This window comes from Stutzerimonas sp. (assembly GCF_982611455.1).
In genome coordinates, this window is record NZ_CEXBBO010000016.1 from 41,027 (window position 1) to 60,656 (window position 19,630).

The following is a 19,630-nucleotide window of genomic DNA, read 5'->3' on the forward strand; positions in this document are numbered from 1 at the left end:
CTGGGCACCTAGCGGGAAGGGAGCGTTTTCAGACGGAGGACATATATCGTCACCAGCGTCGCACTGATCAGCATGCTGATCCGTGCCCAAGGCAGCGGCACCAGCCAGCACGACACGCCGATGCTGAGCCACATCGTTGAGATTGTGTAGATTTTCGCCTTCAGCGGGACCCCGTTACCTTCCAGATAATCCCGGAACCAGGGGCCCAGCCTGGGATGTGTCACCAGCCAGTCGTAGAAACGCCGCGAGCTACGTACGAAGCAGGCGGCGGCGAGCAGGAGAAACGGCGTAGTGGGTAGGACCGGCAGGAAGATGCCGATGACGCCCAGGGCGACGCTCAGCCAGCCGACCACCAATAGCGCGTAACGCGCAACCGGGTTGCGATACGTCGGAATATCGCGGTGGGCCAAGAGGCTATCCGCGTATCAGTGCCGGCGCGGCTTGAGTAGCGCTGGCTTTTCTTCTGGGGCGTGGCAGATCAGATACAGCGCTGTAAGAATCTCGGGAATCTGCGAGACCATTTCATCGACCAGCTCCGAATCTGTGGCGATGTCGCTGAATTCGGGTTGCTCATCGAAAAGCCCGGAGCCGACCATGATCGGCAACAGCAGTTCGCTGACTTCTTCCTCAGCCTCTTCGAACCACACCGCTTCACGCATGAACACGCCTTCCATGAAGCCGATGCACCAGCCGCGCAGGTCGGATTCGTCAGGCTCCTCACCCATGTCCAGCTCGCAGGGCAGCTCCATGTCCTCGTCACTGGCCAACTGACGGGCGATATGCGCCTTGAGCTGAATGAGCGTCGCCTCGATGGCTTCGCGCTCGGTGTCGTCGGTGTACTGCGGGGGTTCGGCGAACAGCGCGTCGATCCATTCGCGCTCGGGCACCTGCTCTGAGCAGATGCACAGGGCGGTCAGGTAGCCGTGCGCGGCGATGTAATCCAGCGCTTCTTCATGCAGGTCATCTGCGTCCAGAAACACTTGCAGGCGGGCGAGTTGCTCGGCGAATGACATCGATGACTACCTTGGATTGGAAACAGCGGTGATTCTAGACGAGCTACGGGTCTCCGGCTACCGCGCGCTATAACGCTGCAGCGGCCGCGTCAGCTTTTTCCGGCTCTATGCCTTCGACAGATGGAAAAAACCTTCCGGAGTTCAACCGAAATGGCCGTGTCGTCCGGCTATCGCGTCGTAATGCTGTTCAGCCTGAACGGTACGCCGGTGTCGCGTATACTCGCGCGTCTTGTTTCGGAGACCGGCATGCTCGATCAGGCACAGCGCATTCTCAAAGATGTTTTCGGCTACGACGCGTTTCGTGGCAACCAGGGTGCGATCATCGAGCGCGTGGCCAGTGGCGGCGATGCCCTGGTACTGATGCCGACCGGTGGCGGCAAATCGCTTTGCTTCCAAGTGCCGGCGTTGCTTCGTGACGGGCTGGCAGTGGTGGTGTCGCCGCTGATTGCGTTGATGGACGATCAGGTGGCTACGCTCGAGGAGCTTGGCGTTGCGGCTGTGGCGCTCAATTCCACACAGAGTCCAGAGCAGCAGCGTGAGATCGCCGATCGCTTGCGTCGCAACGAAATCAAAATGCTCTATCTCGCGCCCGAACGGCTGGTTCAGCCGCGCATGCTGGCGTTTCTGCAGCGCTTGCAGATCGGTTTGTTTGCCATCGACGAGGCCCATTGCGTCTCGCAGTGGGGTCATGATTTCCGCCCTGAATATCTCCAGCTCGGACAGCTTGCGGAGTACTTCCCTAACGTGCCGCGGCTTGCCCTGACGGCGACAGCGGACAAGCGAACGCGGGAAGAGATCGTTCAGCGGCTGCATTTGGAAAACGCAGAACGCTATTTATCCAGTTTCGATCGACCGAACATTTTCTATCGTATCGTGCCGAAGGAGCAGCCGCGCAAGCAGTTGATGGCCTTCCTCAGCGAGCGCCGTGGAGATGCAGGCATCGTCTATTGCCTGTCGCGTAAGAAGGTCGATGAAACTGCGGCGTTCCTGACCGAACAGGGCTTTCCCGCGTTGCCTTACCACGCCGGGTTGCCAAACGATCTCCGAGCTTTTCACCAAAAGCGCTTCCTCAATGAGGAAGGTCTGATCATGGTTGCGACCATCGCCTTCGGCATGGGCATCGACAAGCCCAACGTGCGCTTCGTCGCGCATCTGGACCTGCCCAAGTCGCTGGAAGCCTATTATCAAGAAACCGGCCGTGCGGGACGTGACGGCCTGCCTGCCGATGCCTGGATGGCGTACGGCCTGCAAGACGTCATCTTCCTCAAGCAAATGCTCAACAATTCCGAAGGTGACGAGCGGCACAAGCGCCTCGAACAACACAAACTCGACGCCATGCTGGCGCTGTGCGAGGAAACCCGCTGTCGGCGTCAGGTGCTGCTGGCGTATTTCGACGAGCAGATGCCGGAGCCTTGCGGCCACTGCGACAATTGTGTCGACGGGGTGCAGACCTGGAATGCCACCGAACCCGCGCGCCAGGCGTTGTCGGCTATCTACCGCAGCGGCCAGCGTTACGGTGTCGGGCATCTGGTCGATATCCTGCTCGGTCGTGACAACGAAAAAATTCGCAGCCTTGGTCACCAGCACTTATCGGTGTTCGGTGTCGGCAAGACGTTGTCCGAAGGGGAGTGGCGCTCGCTGTTCCGCCAGCTGGTCGCACGCGGTTTGGCCGATGTAGATCTGGACGGTTTCGGCGGGCTGCGGCTCAGCGACAGCTGCCGTGCATTGCTGCGTGGCGAAGTCACCTTGGAGTTGCGCCGCGAGTTGACTACCAAGACGCCGAAGTCAGCCGCCAGTGCGGCAAGTCAACTAGTGCGTAGCGAAGAGCGCGAAACCTGGGAGGCGTTGCGCACCTTGCGTCGCAAGCTGGCCGAAGAGCATGGCGTGCCGCCGTACGTGATCTTCCCGGATGCGACCTTGCTAGAGATGCTCCGCAGCCAGCCAGGCTCTCTCGGTGATATGGCGCGCATCAGTGGCGTCGGCGCACGCAAGCTGGAGCGTTATGGCCAGGCGTTTCTGGAAGTGCTGCAAGGCACGGCAAGTGCCGTCAGATCGCCGGCCGATGTCCGTCACGAGCTGATCACACTGGCGCGCGCGGGCATGACGCCAGCGCAGATCGCTCGTCAGCTCGATTGCAGCGAAAAGAACGTCTACGCCATGCTCGCCGAGGCGATCGGCCAGCAGCAGCTCAGCCTGGAACAGGCTTTGGATTTGCCCGAAGAGCTGCTCGGTGAGATCCAGGAGGCCTTCCTCGATGGCGAGGGCGAGCTCCCGCCCGTTGCGGCAATTGCCGAGCTGTTTGCCGGGCGAGTGCCTGAGGCCGTGTTGTTCTGCGTGCGGGCCTCCCTCCAGGCCGAGTTCGAACTTTAGCGCGGCACGCTTAACATGCGGCGTCATGCCGCTGTGCTTGTTGGTCACGAGGTCTGGAGTGGGCGTCGTGCAACTCACGGTTACGTTCTCAGGTCGATGGTGGCCTTGCCAGTATTTTAGAGCTGTGATTAGCTCACTAATAATTAGCTTTTTTCAGGAAATCCGCTCCATGTACCCCGACCAACACCGCTTCGCCATGCAGTTGGCGCAACTCTCGCGTAGCTGGCGCGCCGAGCTGGATCGCCGACTGGCGGATCTCGGCCTTTCGCAGGCACGGTGGTTGGTTCTTCTCCATCTGGCTCGCTTCGATCATGACCCTACCCAGCGCGAGCTTGCTCAGAGCGTTGCAGTCGAAGGGCCGACATTGGCGCGCTTGCTGGACGGCCTCGAGGCGCAGGGACTGGTCCATCGCAAGGCTGCGCCGGGAGATCGTCGGGCCAAGCTGATCACGCTCGGCGCTCCGGCGCGTCCACTGATTGAAAAGATCGAAGCGATATCCACCCAGGTCCGCGAGGAACTCTTCGATGGCATCGACGAGGACGACCTGCGCAAGTGCCAGCAGGTTCATGCGCGCATTCTTGCCAATCTGGTCAAGCGTTAGCAGTCTCTTTTCTTCTGAAGACACCGACTCCCGCATCCTTAAAGCGGTATTTGCATGGGCTTTCGCCCCGATCGATACGCGCCAGTTCAGCGTTACGCATTGATCGTTGCATCGCGATGCCCTCACTCCCGTATCGAGCAAAAATCCCTGGCGCCTTACGGCACGAGCGCCCGTCGGGTCGCCGTCTGTCTTTTGACGCTAGGCTGAAATTCGTCAATGATGGCACAATGCCTTATCGCATCAGCCGACGGGCTGCATAAACCTTTTCCAGGTTTCGTCGATAACTGCGTCACAGGTTGAGCATTCAAACAGGTGAGCCGGCGATCAATCGTGCCGGACGTGCCGTTGCTGCGGAGGTCATATGGCCCTTGGTCGTCGAGTATTGTTGTCAGTAGCGGGTGGCTCGCTGCTCTATTCCGGCATGGTTTCAGCGCTGGGAATGGGCGACATCACGCTTCACTCGGCGTTGAACCAGCCGCTGAGTGCTGAAATTGATCTGTTGGATGTGGGTGAGCTTTCGGCAGACGAGATTCGAGTGGTGCTGGCGTCCAGCAGAGATTTCGAGCGCGTCGGCGTCGAGCGCCTGGAATTCTTGCAGAATCTGACCTTTACGCCAGTGATCGAAGGGAATCGCAGCCGCATTCGTGTTACGTCCAATAAGCCGGTCCGCGAGCCCTACCTGAATTTTCTGGTGGAAATAACGCGCGCCAGGAGTCGGCTGTTGCGCGAATACACGGTCCTGCTCGATCCGATGCCCAGTGAACCGCAGTTCACGGCCAGTGCGATCGTTAGCGCTCCGCAAGCCGCGGTTTCGCCAGTGCGTACCGAGTCGTCGCGTTTCGTGCCGCCCGCCGCTCTGCCGCAGGCGTCTCTAGGCAAGCGCCACGTCGTTGCGAGCGGCGAAAGCCTGTGGACGATCGCCAGTGCGTATATGGCGGAAGGCGGTCAGGGCTCGTTGTCGCAATTCATGCAGGAAATCCGGGTGCTGAATCCAAACGCCTTTGCAGATGGCGACCCGAGTCGACTCAATGCAGGTGCAAATCTGCTGCTGCCAGACGCGGCTGAGCAACCTGCGATTGCGCAGGTGGAACAAGTCGCTGAGTCAGCGTCGATCGATGCGCTGACTCCCATGCCTCAGCCAACCGAGATGACAGCGGCAGAAGACCAGGTTGCTGTTCTGCGCCGGCAGCTGTTCGAAGAATTGGCCGCCAGCCGCGACGAAAATCAGCAGTTGAAACAGATGCTGGTTGAATTGCAGCTTCAGCTCGAACGCGTCAATGCTCAACTTCAGAACCAGCGCAGCCTACCGGAGGCCGCAGCTGAACAGCCCAGTACGGGGCCGTCGACGATCGAACCGTTAGCACCCATTATCACAACGCCGTCAACCGTCGAGCCGCAAAACGCGGTGGAGCGGGCTGATAGCGCGCCGTCGATTGCGCAGCCTGTCGTGATCAACGCGGCACGCGACGCTGGGTGGCGTGATTGGGCGGTACCTGGCGCAGGTGTGCTGGTTTCGCTGTTGTTCGGGGGCTTTTGGTTCAGCCGTCGCAGCAAGTCTGCAACCAAGGCGCTCGAGGCCACACCCAATAGTGCAATGCTGTCGAAGCGGCTACCGCCGTCGGCGCCCACGGCGGGCTCGGATATGCCACGCCAGCCGGCACATGCTTCGGTAAGCGAAACCGACGTACTCGAAGCGGCCGATATCTATCTCACCTACGGCCGCCGCGCTGAGGCAATTGACGTGCTGCAGCGGGGCATCGAGCGGGCACCGGATCAGCTAGACCTGCGCCTGCGTCTGCTCGGACTGGTGGCGGAGTCAGGCGATGTGGAGGCGTACCGCGGCGCCGCAGCGGCCTATCTTCAGGCGGGTGGCAATTCGGCGCAGTTGAGTCAGTTGGTAGCGTTGCATCCCGCATTGGCCGCCGCCGTGGCACCGGTGGAACCGTTGCAAGACCCAGCGGAGCGGGTAATTGCCGACGCGGAATTCATTCTCACGTTGAACGAGCGCATGGCGGCACCGTCGGTTTCGACGGAGCACCGTTCCGTAATGACCGACCGGCCTGATGATGGCGTCGAAACAGCTGCAGCCTCACAGCCCTGGCTGGATGGCTTCGACGAGGTGCTGACGCTGGGTGAGCTGCCATCGCTGCTGGATAACACCGACTCGTTCGCGTCGATGCCATCAGCTGAGGAGATCCGCCAGTTGGAGCCGAACCCCGAACACCTGGTTCGCCTCAATCAAGCCGTGGCCTATATCAAGCAGGGCGACATGGAGAGCGCCTGCAGGATCCTGGAAAGTCTCGCCACTGAAGGTGACGAGCAACAGCGGCAGCAGGTCAATGAGCTGCTCGCTCAGATCGCCTGAGTATCACCTCGGTGGGCTAGCGCTTCTGACACTTCAGCTATGGACGCATCGGATCAGAAGCTGCGTCCGAGGTTCATGTACAAGGCACGCTCGGCTTCATCGTTGAGGCCGTAGCTGAAATTCAGCGGCCCCAGCGGTGTTTCGTAGCCGATGAAAATACTGCCGGCATTGATGTATCCGCTATCGAACTCGTTATCGTTGTTCCATGCGCGACCGCGCTCCAATGACGCACCCAGGTACAGCGGGAAATCCAGCGGCAGGAATGAACGCGGCGTCATCCGTCGGAAATAAATCATGCGCGCCAGGCTGATGTTCTGACCGGAGAGGGCGTCCTGGCGAAAGCCCGATAGTTGCCTTGCTCCGCCGAGCAGAAAGCTGGACGTGACGACCTCCGCGTCGTCCAGCGTACGTCCGTAGCGGCCACCGAAGACCAGCGTATCCACGCCGTGGCTAACCGCTTTGTCCAGACTGAATTCCCACTGACGGTAGCGTTCATCCGAGCCCAGTCCGGGATCATACTGGCGCAGCGTCAACCCGATATCTTCACCTTCACGGGGGAAGTCGACGTTATCCACTGTGTCGAACGAATACTGAAGCTGGTAATAGCCTTCCTCGAAACTGAATTCCGGCAGTTGCTGGTCGCCGACACGGACATCCGCCTCGCCCAATGCCTGCCCAACACCAAAACGTATCTCGCCATTGTTGGCGATCTGCCGGCCGAGGTTGAGCCCATAACCGTAGCGCTGCAGGCGATATTCGGCGATGGGATCATTGTCCAATATTGCTTCTACGTTCTGGGTTTCGGCAAACAGGTTCGGCGCGACGAACCATCGTGAGCCGGCATCCAATGGCTGATAGAACTCGCTGAAAAGTTCTTGGCGGTCACCTACTTGCAGTCGTGTCAGCCATTCGGCGCCCAGCTCGTTAATGCCGTTCTTGCGATAGCTCGCGCCGATGTTGAAGGCGCTGTCGCCACGAAAATCGTCCGAGAGGTTGATGCCGAGGCGCAAATAGTCGGTACCGGAGCGTTTTTCACGGGTGGTGATGACCAGCGTGTTGCCTGGATCGCCATGTACGACCCGGTATTCGACCTGCTCGAAGTAGTCCAGTCCATACAGGGTGCCCATGTCCTTCTGCAGGTCCTGCAGATCCAGCCTTTCGCCTGCCTGCTGGCGGATATGTCGACGAATGACCGCATCGCCGACTTTCGAATCATTTTCGATGCGCACTTCGGTAATCAGCGGCGTGCGCGGGTCGGCTGAGCGGGCGAGACTCAGGGCAAGATTGCCGCCGCTCTCGCTACGCATGGCGTTCAGTCGGGCTTCCTTAGCGCTGGCGGCGCGGTAGCCGGCATCGATGAGTTGCTGCGCGCGGCCAAAGTCGGTCGAACCGAACCCCGCCAGCATCGGCTGCACCAATAGATCTTCCGAGCGTAGCGTCGCCAGCTGCTCTTCGGAATTGCGCCGCGTCATCATGGTGATCGATTGATTGAGCACGTCGACGACAGTGAGCAATTGCTCGCGCGACTGCAGCGGCGATCCGATATCCACCACGATCAGTCGATCCACTCCCATATCTCGGGCGACGTCCATCGGAATGTTGTCGACCATACCGCCATCGACGAGCAGGCGACCGTCCACCTCGACAGGTGCAAACACTGCCGGTATCGACATGCTGGCGCGGATGGCCTGGGGCAGATGGCCGCTGCGAAAGATCACCTTCTTGTCGTTGGCGATGTCGGTTGCCACTGCGCGAAAGGGGATCGGCAGACGGTCGAAGTCACGGGTGTCGCTGGTATGTACCAAGAGGCGTTCGAGCAGCAGGGCGAGGTTCTGACCCTGAATCACGCCGAGCGGCAGTCCGAGGCTGCCATCGTCGCGGAAGCTGAGTTTGCGTTTGACCAAAAAGTCGCGATCGTCCTGCTTGCGTCGGAACGGTACGTCCTGCCGCGGCGGATCGTCCGACAGTACCTGCTGCCAGTCGAGGCTGAGCGCCAGCTTCTCCAGTTCTTCAACGCTATAGCCCGCCGCGTAGAGCCCGCCAATTACCGCACCCATGCTGGTGCCGGCAATCGCGTCGATTTGCACGCCATGTTCTTCCAGCGCTTTCAGCACGCCGATATGGGCCAGCCCACGTGCCGCGCCGCCGGAAAGCACCAGACCGGTTTTGGGTTGGGGTTCGGCGAATCCTGCCAGCGGCATCAGAAGGATCAGCATGAGCAATAGGCGGGACATGGCAACACCGGCGGAGGAACGCGAAATGGCGGCTATTATAGGCGTCCGCCAACTGCGCGAGCGCCTCGTCATGCCCGATATCAAGCCGGAAATCGTCATTACCTATTGCACTCAATGCCAGTGGTTGCTGCGTGCGGCCTGGTTGGCGCAAGAACTCTTGTCCACTTTCTCCGATGATCTGGGCAAGGTGTCGTTGGTGCCGGCGTCCGGCGGCACCTTTCATATCACCTGTGACGGGACACAAATTTGGGAGCGCAAGCTGGACGGTGGCTTCCCCGAAGCCAAGGAGCTCAAACAGCGCGTGCGCGATCACATCGACCCGCAACGGGACTTGGGGCATAACGATAGAAATTGACGCAGATGCCGTCCGGTGCCCGCTGCTGCAGTGCGGATAAATGCTGTCAGCTTGGTAGCTGCTCGGCCTGCATTTCCTCTAGCAGCAGCCGCGCGGCAGACGAAAGGCTGCTGCCGTGGCGGACGATGACGCCGTAGGGCTCGCTGCGTGACTGCAGGCTCAGTGCCAATTGGCGGACCATGCCGAAGCCTTCACTAAACTGCGCCACCGCCAAGGGCATCACCGCCACCAGTTCAGGGCCTTCCTGCAGCAGGCTGAGCATGGTGAAGGTGGAGGCGGTTTCCACGGGATAGCGCGGAAATTCCAGGCCGGCCTGGCTGAACTCGCGCTCGAGCAATAGGCGCATGGGCATGTTCGCCGGGTAAACCACCCAACGGTAATCACTCAGGTCGGCCAGTTGCAGGGTCTCGGCCCCGCTGGCCGGATGTTCCGGGTGCGCGACAACGGCCAGTTGTTCCGGATGCAGGGTCAGGCAGTCATAGGCATCCGGTCGGCGGCTGACGCTGCTGCGACAGATGGCGAGATCGAGCCTGCCCTCGTCAATCAGTCCGAGGAGTCGGGCGCTGGTGTCCTCGACGATTTCCACGGAGAGCTCCGGCTGCCTACGCCGCAACCGGCCCAGCGCGCGCATCAGCAGCGGCACCGCGCCCATGATCACGCCGACCGACAGGCGTCCGCCATGGCCTTGGACAATCCCGACCATCTCTTCACGCAGGTGCGCCAGATCGCTTTGGATCAGTCGTGCGTAGCGAATTACGCAGCGGCCGAGGTCGTTCGGCTGCAAACCTTGGCTGGTGCGGGTGAACAGCTCGGTGCCAAAAGTGGTTTCGATCTCATGCAGCGCCTTGGTCGCGCCGGGTTGACTGATCGATACCTGTTCTGCGGCACGGTGCAGCGAGCCCTGTTCGTCCAGGGCTATCAGCAACCGCAGCTGCTTGAGTCGCAGGCGGGAAACGATGGTGGGGAGCGCGGCGATCATGGGGATGACTGAAAGTTATCACTTAATCAGAAGCTTTCATTAGGCACCAGTCAGGGTGGTTTTTAAAGTGATTGCGGCAAACGCCTGCGGTGTCAGGCGCCATTACAACAAGAGGAAGCGCGCATGCGGTTGATTCAATTCGAGAACGAGCAGGGCCAGCGGCAGGTAGGCGTGGTCAACGGCGAGCGCATCGAGGTGCTTTCGGATGTGTGCAGCACTCGAGCGCTGGCGTTGGCGGCTATCCGCGCGCAGCGCGGTCTGGTGTCCCAAATCGAAAATCAGGCGCGGGAAAGCGGTCCGCTTTATCGCGCTCTGCTCGATGCCGGACGCGTGCTGCCTCCGCTGGACCATGAGGACCCTGCGCACTGTCTGATCAGCGGCACCGGCCTTACCCACCTGGGCAGCGCCTCGACCCGCGACAAGATGCATCAACAGGCCGAGCAAGAGGAAAGCAAGCTCACCGACAGCATGCAGATGTTTCGCTGGGGCATGCAGGGCGGTCGTCCGCAGGCGGGTACTGTCGGCGCCCAACCTGAGTGGTTCTATAAGGGTGACGGCAGCATTTTGGTGCGTCCGGGAGCGGATTTCCCAGTGCCGGATTTCGCCGAGGATTATGGTGAGGAACCGGAACTGACCGGGCTCTATGTCATTGGTGATGACGGTCAGCCTTACCGTCTAGGCTTTGCCCTTGGTAACGAGTTTTCCGACCATGTGGTCGAGCGCAAGAACTACCTGTACCTGGCACACTCGAAACTGCGTTTCTGTTCATTCGGCCCCGAGCTGCGGGTCGGTGAACTGCCGGCGCATCTGGTGGGTAGCAGCCGCATCCGCCGCGGGGATCAGCTGTTGTGGGAGAAGGAATTTCTCTCCGGCGAAGAAAACATGTGTCATAGCCTGGAAAACCTTGAGTATCACCATTTCAAATATGCTCAGTTTCTACGTCCAGGCGATGTGCACGTACACTTTTTCGGTACGGCGACGCTTTCGTTTGCCGATGGCATCAAGGCGCAGCCGGGCGATCGGTTCGAAGTCAGCCTGGAAGCGTTCGGCGAGCCGCTGTGCAACGGCATAAGTATTCGTCAGCCAATGATCGCTCCAGGCGGTGTAAAGCAACTTTGAACTACGACCGGCCTGTCTTTTGCCCGGTCCCGCAACAGCCCGCCAATCTCGCGCAAACATTCGCGGGTTTGCTTCATTCACGGGCCGACAGCCCATCTGCGCAGCGCGCGGGGCTCTGAACCCAACAGGTCAAGGAGATACTCATGCTCAATATTCGCGGTCACAACTACATCGGCGGCGGCCGCAGCGCCGCTGGTTCGGTCACGCTACAGAGCGTCGATGCCAGCTCCGGGGAGGCGCTGCCGTACGAGTTTCATCAGGCCACCCAGGATGAGGTGAATGCCGCGGCTGAAGCCGCCGCTGCGGCTTATCCGGAGTACCGGTCGCTGTCGGCGAGCAGGCGCGCCGAATTTCTTGAGGCCATTGCCGATGAGCTGGACGCCTTGGGTGATGATTTCGTCGAGCTGGTTTGCCGCGAGACGGCATTGCCGGCCGGGCGAATTCAAGGCGAGCGCGGGCGTACCAGCGGCCAGATGCGCCTGTTCGCCAAGGTACTGCGACGCGGCGACTTTCATGGCGCGCGCATCGATCGTGCATTGCCTGAGCGCAAGCCACTGCCACGTCCCGATCTACGCCAATGCCGCATGGGCCTGGGACCGGTAGCGGTATTTGGCGCAAGCAATTTCCCCTTGGCGTTCTCCACCGCTGGCGGCGATACCGCCTCGGCATTGGCCGCTGGTTGCCCGATCGTGTTCAAGGCCCATAGCGGGCATATGGTGACGGCCGAGTGCGTGGCCGATGTGGTGATCCGTGCCGCAGAGAAAACCGGCATGCCCAAGGGCGTGTTCAACATGATCTATGGCGGCGGGGTTGGCGAATGGCTGGTCAAGCATCCGGCGATTCTGGCGGTCGGCTTTACCGGTTCGTTGCGTGGTGGTCGTGCTTTGTGCGACATGGCGGCAGCGCGCCCGCAGCCCATACCGGTATTCGCGGAGATGTCCAGCATCAACCCGGTGTTGGTCTTGCCCGAGGCGCTCAAGGCGCGCGGCGATGCCATCGCCAACGAGCTGACTGCTTCGGTGGTGATGGGGTGTGGTCAGTTCTGTACCAATCCCGGCATGGTGCTCGGTATCCGGTCTCCGGAATTCAGCGCGTTCGTGGAGCGGCTCGCTGCGTTCATGAGCGAACAGCCAGCACAAACCATGCTCAACGCTGGGACGCTGAACAGCTACGGCAAGGGCCTACAACATCTCCAGGCTCATCCTGGCATCAGCCATCTGGCCGGCCAGCCGCAGCAGGGCAATCAGGCCCGGCCGCAACTGTTCAAGGCTGATGCCAGCCTGTTGGTCGAGGGGGACGAACTGCTGCAAGACGAGGTTTTCGGTCCGACAACGGTCGTTGTGGAGGTGGCTGACAAGGCGGAGCTGATGCGTGCCCTGCAAGGCCTGCGCGGTCAGCTCACCGCTACGCTGATTGCCGAGCGGGCCGATCTCGCAGCCTCCGCCGACCTGGTGGCGCTGCTCGAACAGAAGGTCGGACGGCTGTTGCTCAACGGCTATCCGACCGGTGTCGAAGTATGCGATTCGATGGTCCATGGCGGGCCGTACCCGGCGACGTCCGATGCTCGCGGCACCTCGGTAGGGACTCTGGCGATCGACCGATTCCTAAGGCCGGTGTGCTACCAGAACTTCCCCGACGAGCTGCTACCGGACGCCCTGAAGAACGCCAACCCGTTGGGTATCACTCGCCTGGTTGATGGCGAAACCACTGACGCCTCGCTCTGAGGCCGAGGCTGGCTAGGCCGGCGAGTGATGCTTGTCGGCCTAAACCGCCACGCGGGCTTCCCTCGTTCCAGGTGAGCCTTTTGACCTGCCGGGCTAATCGCGACAGATTTTACGCCATGCCTACCGAGCGCTGAACCATCTAGCCCAACGGCATTTGCCGGGCGGTATCACGTAGCAGTTCCAGCACGTTGCGCGCTGCGGGAGAGAGCAACTGCTGATCCTTTGTGATGATGCCGTAGGGCATCAGGCCTTGGTTCAGGTCGGTATCAATACTGGGGTCGACATCGATCTCTGCAAGCATGCCGTAGCGCGCATAGTGCGCCAGTACATCACGCGGTAGCACGGTGAGTACGTCGTTCCTTTCTACCAGCGTGGTAACCATCAGCAAGTTTTCCGCGTTGACGACCTTGGTTGGCGGACGCATACCGACGCGCAGAAACAGCGCATCGAACTCCTGACGCAACACGCTGCCTGCCGGCGGCAGAACCCAGTCGGCGGCATTCAATTCGGCGCGCGACAGTGGCCCTTGAACAAGCCCGGCGCGCGCGCAGATCCGCAGCGGTTCCTTGGCCAGCGGCTCGAAGCGCAGATCGTGCTGCTGGCTGTCCGCAAAAAAGCGCGCTACCAGGAAATCCAGCTCGCCGTCGTCGAGGATCGCTACCAAATCATGGCTCGAACCGGTGCGAACGCTCAGCTCCAGACCTGGGAAACGCTGCTTGGCGAGGCCGATCACTTCTGGCAACAGCTCGGCGCATGGGGTGAGGATGGTGCCGATGCGAACGTGCCCCTGTTGACCCTGGCGTAACGCGTCGACCTCGCTATAGACGCTTTCCAGCGTGTTCTGCAAGCGTCTGGCGTGGCGAATCATCGTCTCGCCGTAAAGGGTCGGCACCACGCCGCGCGCGTGTCGTTCGAACAGCGCCACCCCAAGGCCGTCTTCCAGTTCCTTCAACAGCTTGGAAATGGCCGGTTGAGAAATTCCCAGTCCCTCGGCCGCGCGGTTGAGGTTGCCGGTGTCGCCCAGCGCCACCAGCAGCGGGATATGACGGTTCTTCAGGCGGGCTCGAACGAACCAATTGCTATTGATCGGCTTCATGTCAGTTATATCCGTTTGGGTATCGGTCTGGCTTGATTTTGTATTTGTTGATGATGGCTACGCGCTCTAGTCTTTTCAACGGCAGGACAGGCCGCATGCAACAAGTTCTGTCATTGCGATCCGAAGATGCCGAATAAAAATAATGGGAGTCGCTGATCAAGCGCGCCCTCCAATGGGAACTGACCGATGACTGAAAAACGTCCCCTGCGCTCCGCTCAATGGTTCGGCACCACGGACAAGAACGGCTTCATGTATCGCAGCTGGATGAAGAACCAGGGCATCCCGGATCACGAGTTTCAGGGCAAGCCGATCATTGGCATCTGCAATACCTGGTCGGAGCTGACGCCTTGCAACGCGCACTTCCGTAAGCTCGCCGAGCATGTGAAAACGGGTGTGCTCGAGGCGGGCGGGTTTCCGGTGGAATTCCCGGTTTTTTCCAGCGGTGAGTCGAATCTGAGGCCGACCGCGATGCTGACCCGCAACCTGGCCAGCATGGACGTCGAGGAGTCGATACGCGGCAATCCGGTCGATGCCGTAGTGCTGCTCGTCGGCTGCGACAAGACCACTCCGGCATTGCTGATGGGCGCTGCCAGCTGCGACGTGCCGGCCATCGTGGTAACCGGCGGGCCGATGCTCAACGGCAAGCACAACGGCCGGGACATCGGCGCCGGAACCATCGTCTGGCAGATGCACGAGGCCTACAAAGGCGGGCTGATCAGCCTCGATGAATTCCTTTCCGCCGAGGCCGGCATGTCGCGCTCGGCCGGGACTTGCAACACCATGGGCACGGCCTCGACCATGGCCTGCATGGCCGAAGCGCTAGGCACCTCGCTGCCGCACAACGCGGCCATACCGGCGGTGGATTCGCGCCGCTATGTGTTGGCGCACCTGTCCGGCATGCGCATCGTCAAGATGGTCGAAGAAGACTTGCGGCTGTCCAAGGTGCTCACCAAACAGGCTTTCGAGAACGCCATTCGCGTCAACGCCGCCATCGGCGGATCGACCAACGCGGTGATTCACCTCAAGGCGATCGCCGGGCGGATTGGGGTTGAGCTCGATCTGGATGATTGGACGCGCATCGGGCGGGGCATGCCGACTATTGTCGATCTACAACCCTCTGGGCGCTTCCTGATGGAGGAGTTCTACTACGCCGGTGGGTTGCCCGCCGTGATCCGTCGGCTGGGTGAAAATCAGCTGTTGCCGAACCCCGCTGCGCTGACGGTCAACGGCAAGTCGCTGTGGGAAAACTGCGCTCAGGCGCCCATCTACGGGCAGGACGAGGTCATTCGCGCGCTGGACAATCCGCTGCGTGCCGATGGCGGAATATGCGTGCTGCGCGGCAACCTGGCGCCCAGCGGTGCGGTGTTGAAACCGTCAGCGGCGACACCGGAGCTGATGAAGCATCGAGGCCGCGCGGTGGTGTTTGAAGATTTCGACGACTACAAGGCGCGCATCGCCGACCCGGAACTGGACGTCGATGAAACCTCCGTACTGGTGATGAAGAACTGCGGCCCCAAGGGTTATCCGGGCATGGCGGAAGTCGGCAACATGGGTCTGCCGCCGAAGGTTCTGGCCAAGGGTATTACCGACATGGTGCGGATATCCGACGCTCGCATGAGCGGCACCGCTTACGGCACCGTGGTGTTGCATGTCGCCCCAGAGGCGGCCGCAGGTGGGCCTTTGGCAGTCGTGCGCAACGGCGATTTCATCGAGCTGGATTGTTTCGCCGGGCGTCTGCATCTGGATATCCCGGATACCGAATTGCAGGAGCGTCTGGCAGATTGGCAGCCACCGCAGGGCTTGTTGTGGGATAGCGGCTATCGGCGATTGTATGTCGAGCACGTATTGCAGGCGGATGAGGGTTGCGACTTCGATTTTCTGGTTGGCTGTCGCGGTGCGGATGTGCCGCGTCATTCCCACTGAAGACAAGACCGCGCCGATCACGAGATCGCCAGACTAGCGGCGCGCTTCAGGCGTCTGCGCGAGTGGCGTTGCGGTATTCGGTGCAGCAGGTGCTTTCATCCGGCTGGTGATTACCGTAGCGAGGATGATCAGCGTGCCGCCGGCCAGCATGCGCAAGGTGGGCTGCTCGTTGAACAGCCACCAGGCGAACGCGATGCCGTAGACCGGCTCGAGGGCAAAGATCACCGAGGTGGTCCGCGCTTTCAAAACCTTAAGACTGGCTACGAACAGGCTGTGTGCGAGCCCCGTGCAGAACACGCCGAGCAATGCCAGCCACAGCCAATCCAGCGCCGGCACTGCCGGTAACGACATCCAAGTAAACGGCAGCAGGCAGATCAGTATGGTGCCGTTCTGCCAAAGGGCGGCCTGCACCGGATCGACACCACGAGTAACGGCTCGATTGAGCAGCGAAAGCAGCGCGAACATCAGGCCGGAAAGGATGCCGTAGAGCAGACCTACCGTGCTTTCGCTGGCCAGATCGAAGTGCGGCGTGACCAGCAGCAGACCCGCGCAGACCAGGCCCACCATGGCGAACTCGACGGGGCGTGTCCGTTCGCGAAACAACAAACCTTCGAACAACACGGTAAAGGCCGGAAAACTGGCGAAGCCCAGCGTAGCGATACCGACCCCGGCGACCTTTACCGCGACGAAGAAGGTGAGCCAGTGTCCGCCCAGCAACAAACCGCCTAGCAACAGACCACCGCGTTGGCGCCAGCCCGGTTTCCCGCCGCCGGTACGCAGGAACTGCGCCGCCAGCAGCAGGGCGATGACTGCGAACAACGCACGACCGAAGGTGATCATCAGCGGCGTGCTTTCGGCCAACTTGCCGAACACACCGGACAGACCAAACATCAGCGCGCCGAAGTGGATCGCCAGCAAGGCGTTGCGATGCGTCATGGCCGAACGCTCGGTGTTGAGTATGAACATCTGGAGGAAGAAAACATGTAATTGATATGGCTCATGGGGGCCTCGCGATGCTGCAGTGACTGACACTGCCAGAGTCTTGGTGCGCCCATGGTAAGGCCCGTGCTGCGGTCCGTCTGTCGCGTCAGTATCGGGAATTGTCGAGCGACTCGCGGCGTAGAGCCCGCGGCGTGATGCCATATTCGCGTCTGAGGGCGGCGGTAAACGCGCTTTGCGAGGCGTATCCGACCCGGGCGGCGATTTCGCCGACGGCCAGTCGCGTGCTGATCAGCAATTCACGACCTTGTTGCAGGCGCCGGTGCCGGACGAACTCCAGCGGAGTGACCCCGGTTTCGCTGACAAAGCGAGCATGGAACCGTGGCACCGAGAGGCCTGCAAATCTCGCGAGATCCTGAACCGCGAGTGGGTGCGCCAGATGCCGGTCGACATGGGCGTGAAGCGCCGCGAGCGGTAGCGGGCATTTCTGGGTGACCGGCTCGCAGCCAGCGGCAAGGCTAGCCAGGAGGAGGGCGGCGCCCTGTTCGCTAATGATCGGATCATTGATCGGGCTGGCCGCCAGCCAGCCGACCAACTGGCTTTGCGCCGGATTCAGACGCAGCGCCGCTGGCTGCTCCAGTATGCGCCGCGCTGGGGCTGCATGATGACCGAGGCGCTGCCCCAGCCACAGGTCGTCGGGTATATCCAGGACCAGGCACTGAGTGCCGGCCGGGCTGCCGCAGGCATGACGAACATCGCTCGGTACTACGGCGAGCAGTTGCTGTTGGATGCGGCTGCCGTGCCCATCGATCTCGAACTCCAGTTGTCCATGCAGGCCGAACACCAATTGGGTGTGCTGGTGGCTGTGGACGATCTGGTCGTGGTTGTAGTGGCGTAGGGAAAGGATGGGCGGCATCTGTGACCTCGGCTGTAGCCGGCCTGACGCCGGCTGCGAGTGGTGCTGTTCATACGGGGCAATTTGGCGCCGTATCTTTGAACCGAGATCGGCGCGCTACATGATGACCTTGTCGCGCAGCTTGTCGGCGGCTTGGTTGAGCGCCTGGATCACGCGCTCCTTGTCGAAATTCTGCACGCCGTTGGTGTCCAGGTACATCGAAAAGCCAGGCAGCTCATGCTCGACGAAGCTGTTGGTCGCGCCGAGGTCGCGGCGGAAATCCACCACCTGATAAATCTGCACCGGGCGGGAGAAGCCCTTGACGCTGATCTGGCCCTTGTCGCGGCACATGATCACGTCCTTGACCAGCGAATAGGTCTCGTGAGAGATGAGAATCTCGCCGGCCTCGGCGGAGCTCTCCAGACGACTGGCCAGGTTCACTTCACGGCCGATGATGGTGTAGTCCATGCGCGTATCGGCGCCGAAGTTACCGACGGTGCAGTAACCGGTGTTGATCCCCATGCGGATTTCCATCGGCTTGGTGATGCCCTGCGCTCGCCATTGCTGGCGCAGAACTTTCATGTGCTTGCGCATGGCGATGGCCATCGAGACCGCGGCTACGGCATCCTTTTTCGCGCCCTGGCTGGCGGGGTCGCCGAAAAACACCATCACGCAGTCACCGACGAACTTATCGATGGTGCCGCCGTATTTAAGGGTGATCTTCGACATCTCGTTGAGGTAGTTGTTGAGCAGGTCGGTGAGGGCTTCGGCTTCCAGCTCTTCGGCGAGCTCGGTGAAGCCCTTGATATCCGAGAAGAACACCGTGAGCTTCTTGCGCTGGGTTTCCAGCCGCACGCTGCGCTTGCCGGAGAAGATCGATTCCCAGACCTGCGGCGACAGGTACTTGGCCAGATTGCGCGCGAGGCGCGCAGCCTTGGCTTGCTGGGCTTCGACTTCGCTGCGTGCCTGTGCCAGCCGGATCCCCTGTTGATGCACGTAATAGGCCGTGATGCAGACGTACAGGGTGGTGAACAATATGCTGGTCACCGATACCAGGGGCGGTGTCGCGCCGCTGAAATGCAGGGGGACCAAAAGGGTGGTCAGTCCGACGCCAATGGTGACCATCAGCAAAGTCATCAGCAAGTGGCGCAGGCTACCGATCACCAGTGCGCTGAAACCCAGCGTCAACAAGAACATCAGGCTTGGCACCAAGGCGCAGCCGAGCAGCACGATGCCTGCGCCTGCATTCAGCGCGTCAAGGCAGAGCAAGGTTTGCGAAGTGCGTTCCGGGTGCTCGCGCTTGAAGCGATAGCTCAGGTGATAGGCGAAGTGCGGATAGAGCAAGGTGTAAGGCACCATCCACAAGAGGCCGATTGCGAAATGTTGGGTATAAACACCCGCGGCGAGCGTGGCGGCACAGGTCAGGTATCCAAGAACCCGGGCGTAGTACTCGCGCAGTGGGCGAGTGGCAAGGCCGTTACGCCGTTCACCGATCACGGTTGACATGTATGGTTACTGTCCCTGAAAAATTCCGGCGCTCTAGCATGCGTCGTTGGAGGTGGGCAGCGCATCGGCTGGCGCTGCCTCGGCGATCATAACCAAGTCGCCACCATTGCGCCAAACCGCCCGTCCAATCCGTGACAGACAGCCGTTGAGCGCCGGATATGGCCCGCCTGCGTTTCCTCAGAAGCGAATCTTGCCGGTGAGCATGTCCTTGAGCATCACCCAGTCGCCGAGAAAGCTGTACAGCGGATACTGGAACGTCGCCGGCCGGTTTTTCTCGAAAATGAAATGCCCGATCCAGGCGAAGCCGTATCCGGCTAGCGGCATCGCCAGCAGCCATAACCACTGTTGAGTAATCAAGGCGTAGGCGAGTATCCCCAGCACTAGACAGCTGCCGATGTAATGCAGTCGTCGGCAGGTGGGATTGCTGTGCTCGGCTAGATAGAACGGGTAGAAATCCGCGAAGCGGGTGAAACGTCCGGCGGTTTGCGTACTCATGCCGCACCTCCTGTCA

The 19,630-nt window shown here is 60.9% G+C and carries 16 protein-coding genes; 7 read left to right on the top strand and 9 right to left on the bottom strand.

Annotation, left to right across the window (positions count from 1 at the left end; all coding sequences use genetic code 11):
• Positions 1-8: 8 nt before the first annotated feature.
• Together AC2LD7_RS11645 and AC2LD7_RS11650 are read right to left on the bottom strand one after the other, a co-directional pair.
• On the bottom strand, positions 9-410 hold the full coding sequence (locus AC2LD7_RS11645; RefSeq protein WP_484597894.1) for a YbaN family protein: 402 nt from the start codon (positions 408-410) through the stop codon (positions 9-11).
• A gap of 15 nt (positions 411-425) precedes the next feature.
• Positions 426-1,013 (bottom strand): UPF0149 family protein, encoded by a 588-nt coding sequence (locus AC2LD7_RS11650; RefSeq protein ID WP_484597895.1) that lies wholly within the window; start codon positions 1,011-1,013, stop codon positions 426-428.
• Between the two features lie 246 nt (positions 1,014-1,259).
• Between AC2LD7_RS11650 and recQ the strand changes: the two genes are divergently transcribed.
• The 3 genes from recQ to AC2LD7_RS11665 all read left to right on the top strand — a co-directional run bounded on the left by recQ (position 1,260) and on the right by AC2LD7_RS11665 (position 6,349).
• Entirely contained in the window at positions 1,260-3,383 is a 2,124-nt protein-coding gene (gene recQ / locus AC2LD7_RS11655) for a DNA helicase RecQ (RefSeq protein ID WP_484597944.1), read from the top strand.
• 169 nt (positions 3,384-3,552) lie between these two features.
• Positions 3,553-3,984, top strand: coding sequence for a MarR family transcriptional regulator (locus tag AC2LD7_RS11660; RefSeq protein WP_484597896.1), 432 nt, complete (start codon positions 3,553-3,555; stop codon positions 3,982-3,984).
• A gap of 361 nt (positions 3,985-4,345) precedes the next feature.
• Complete coding sequence (locus AC2LD7_RS11665; RefSeq protein WP_484597897.1) at positions 4,346-6,349, top strand: FimV/HubP family polar landmark protein; 2,004 nt, start codon at positions 4,346-4,348, stop codon at positions 6,347-6,349.
• Positions 6,350-6,402: 53 nt separating this feature from the next.
• Here AC2LD7_RS11665 and AC2LD7_RS11670 read toward each other — a convergent pair whose 3' ends face one another.
• Positions 6,403-8,583, bottom strand: a complete 2,181-nt coding sequence (locus AC2LD7_RS11670) for a patatin-like phospholipase family protein (protein WP_484597898.1) — start codon at positions 8,581-8,583, stop codon at positions 6,403-6,405.
• A 70-nt stretch (positions 8,584-8,653) separates the two neighbouring features.
• Between AC2LD7_RS11670 and AC2LD7_RS11675 the strand changes: the two genes are divergently transcribed.
• Entirely contained in the window at positions 8,654-8,938 is a 285-nt protein-coding gene (locus tag AC2LD7_RS11675) for an Rdx family protein (protein ID WP_484597945.1), read from the top strand.
• A gap of 46 nt (positions 8,939-8,984) precedes the next feature.
• Here AC2LD7_RS11675 and AC2LD7_RS11680 read toward each other — a convergent pair whose 3' ends face one another.
• Positions 8,985-9,917 carry a LysR family transcriptional regulator gene (locus AC2LD7_RS11680; protein ID WP_484597899.1) on the bottom strand — a complete coding sequence of 311 codons (933 nt, stop codon included), beginning with the start codon at positions 9,915-9,917 and terminating at the stop codon, positions 8,985-8,987.
• 123 nt (positions 9,918-10,040) lie between these two features.
• Here AC2LD7_RS11680 and araD1 point away from each other — a divergent pair, with 123 nt between their 5' ends.
• Positions 10,041-11,036, top strand: coding sequence for an AraD1 family protein (araD1, locus tag AC2LD7_RS11685; protein ID WP_484597900.1), 996 nt, complete (start codon positions 10,041-10,043; stop codon positions 11,034-11,036).
• Positions 11,037-11,179: 143 nt separating this feature from the next.
• A complete protein-coding gene (locus AC2LD7_RS11690) occupies positions 11,180-12,760 on the top strand; it encodes an aldehyde dehydrogenase (NADP(+)) (protein ID WP_484597901.1) in 1,581 nt (526 codons plus the stop codon).
• Positions 12,761-12,899: 139 nt separating this feature from the next.
• On the opposite strand, the gene AC2LD7_RS11695 is transcribed toward AC2LD7_RS11690, so the two are convergent.
• On the bottom strand, positions 12,900-13,856 hold the full coding sequence (locus AC2LD7_RS11695; RefSeq protein WP_484597902.1) for a LysR substrate-binding domain-containing protein: 957 nt from the start codon (positions 13,854-13,856) through the stop codon (positions 12,900-12,902).
• A gap of 186 nt (positions 13,857-14,042) precedes the next feature.
• On the opposite strand from AC2LD7_RS11695, the gene AC2LD7_RS11700 reads away from it, so the two are divergent.
• On the top strand, positions 14,043-15,779 hold the full coding sequence (locus tag AC2LD7_RS11700; RefSeq protein WP_484597903.1) for an IlvD/Edd family dehydratase: 1,737 nt from the start codon (positions 14,043-14,045) through the stop codon (positions 15,777-15,779).
• A gap of 33 nt (positions 15,780-15,812) precedes the next feature.
• On the opposite strand, the gene AC2LD7_RS11705 is transcribed toward AC2LD7_RS11700, so the two are convergent.
• The 4 genes from AC2LD7_RS11705 to AC2LD7_RS11720 all read right to left on the bottom strand — a co-directional run bounded on the left by AC2LD7_RS11705 (position 15,813) and on the right by AC2LD7_RS11720 (position 19,614).
• The gene (locus AC2LD7_RS11705; RefSeq protein ID WP_484597904.1) at positions 15,813-16,715 is read right to left on the bottom strand and encodes a DMT family transporter; all 903 of its coding nucleotides are present in this window, start codon (positions 16,713-16,715) and stop codon (positions 15,813-15,815) included.
• Positions 16,716-16,866: 151 nt separating this feature from the next.
• Positions 16,867-17,634 carry a helix-turn-helix domain-containing protein gene (locus AC2LD7_RS11710; RefSeq protein WP_484597905.1) on the bottom strand — a complete coding sequence of 256 codons (768 nt, stop codon included), beginning with the start codon at positions 17,632-17,634 and terminating at the stop codon, positions 16,867-16,869.
• A gap of 96 nt (positions 17,635-17,730) precedes the next feature.
• Complete coding sequence (locus tag AC2LD7_RS11715; RefSeq protein WP_484597906.1) at positions 17,731-19,119, bottom strand: adenylate/guanylate cyclase domain-containing protein; 1,389 nt, start codon at positions 19,117-19,119, stop codon at positions 17,731-17,733.
• Between the two features lie 177 nt (positions 19,120-19,296).
• Positions 19,297-19,614: an Mpo1-like protein gene (locus AC2LD7_RS11720; RefSeq protein WP_484597907.1), complete on the bottom strand. Its 318-nt coding sequence runs from the start codon at positions 19,612-19,614 to the stop codon at positions 19,297-19,299.
• Between the last annotated feature and the right edge of the window lie 16 nt (positions 19,615-19,630).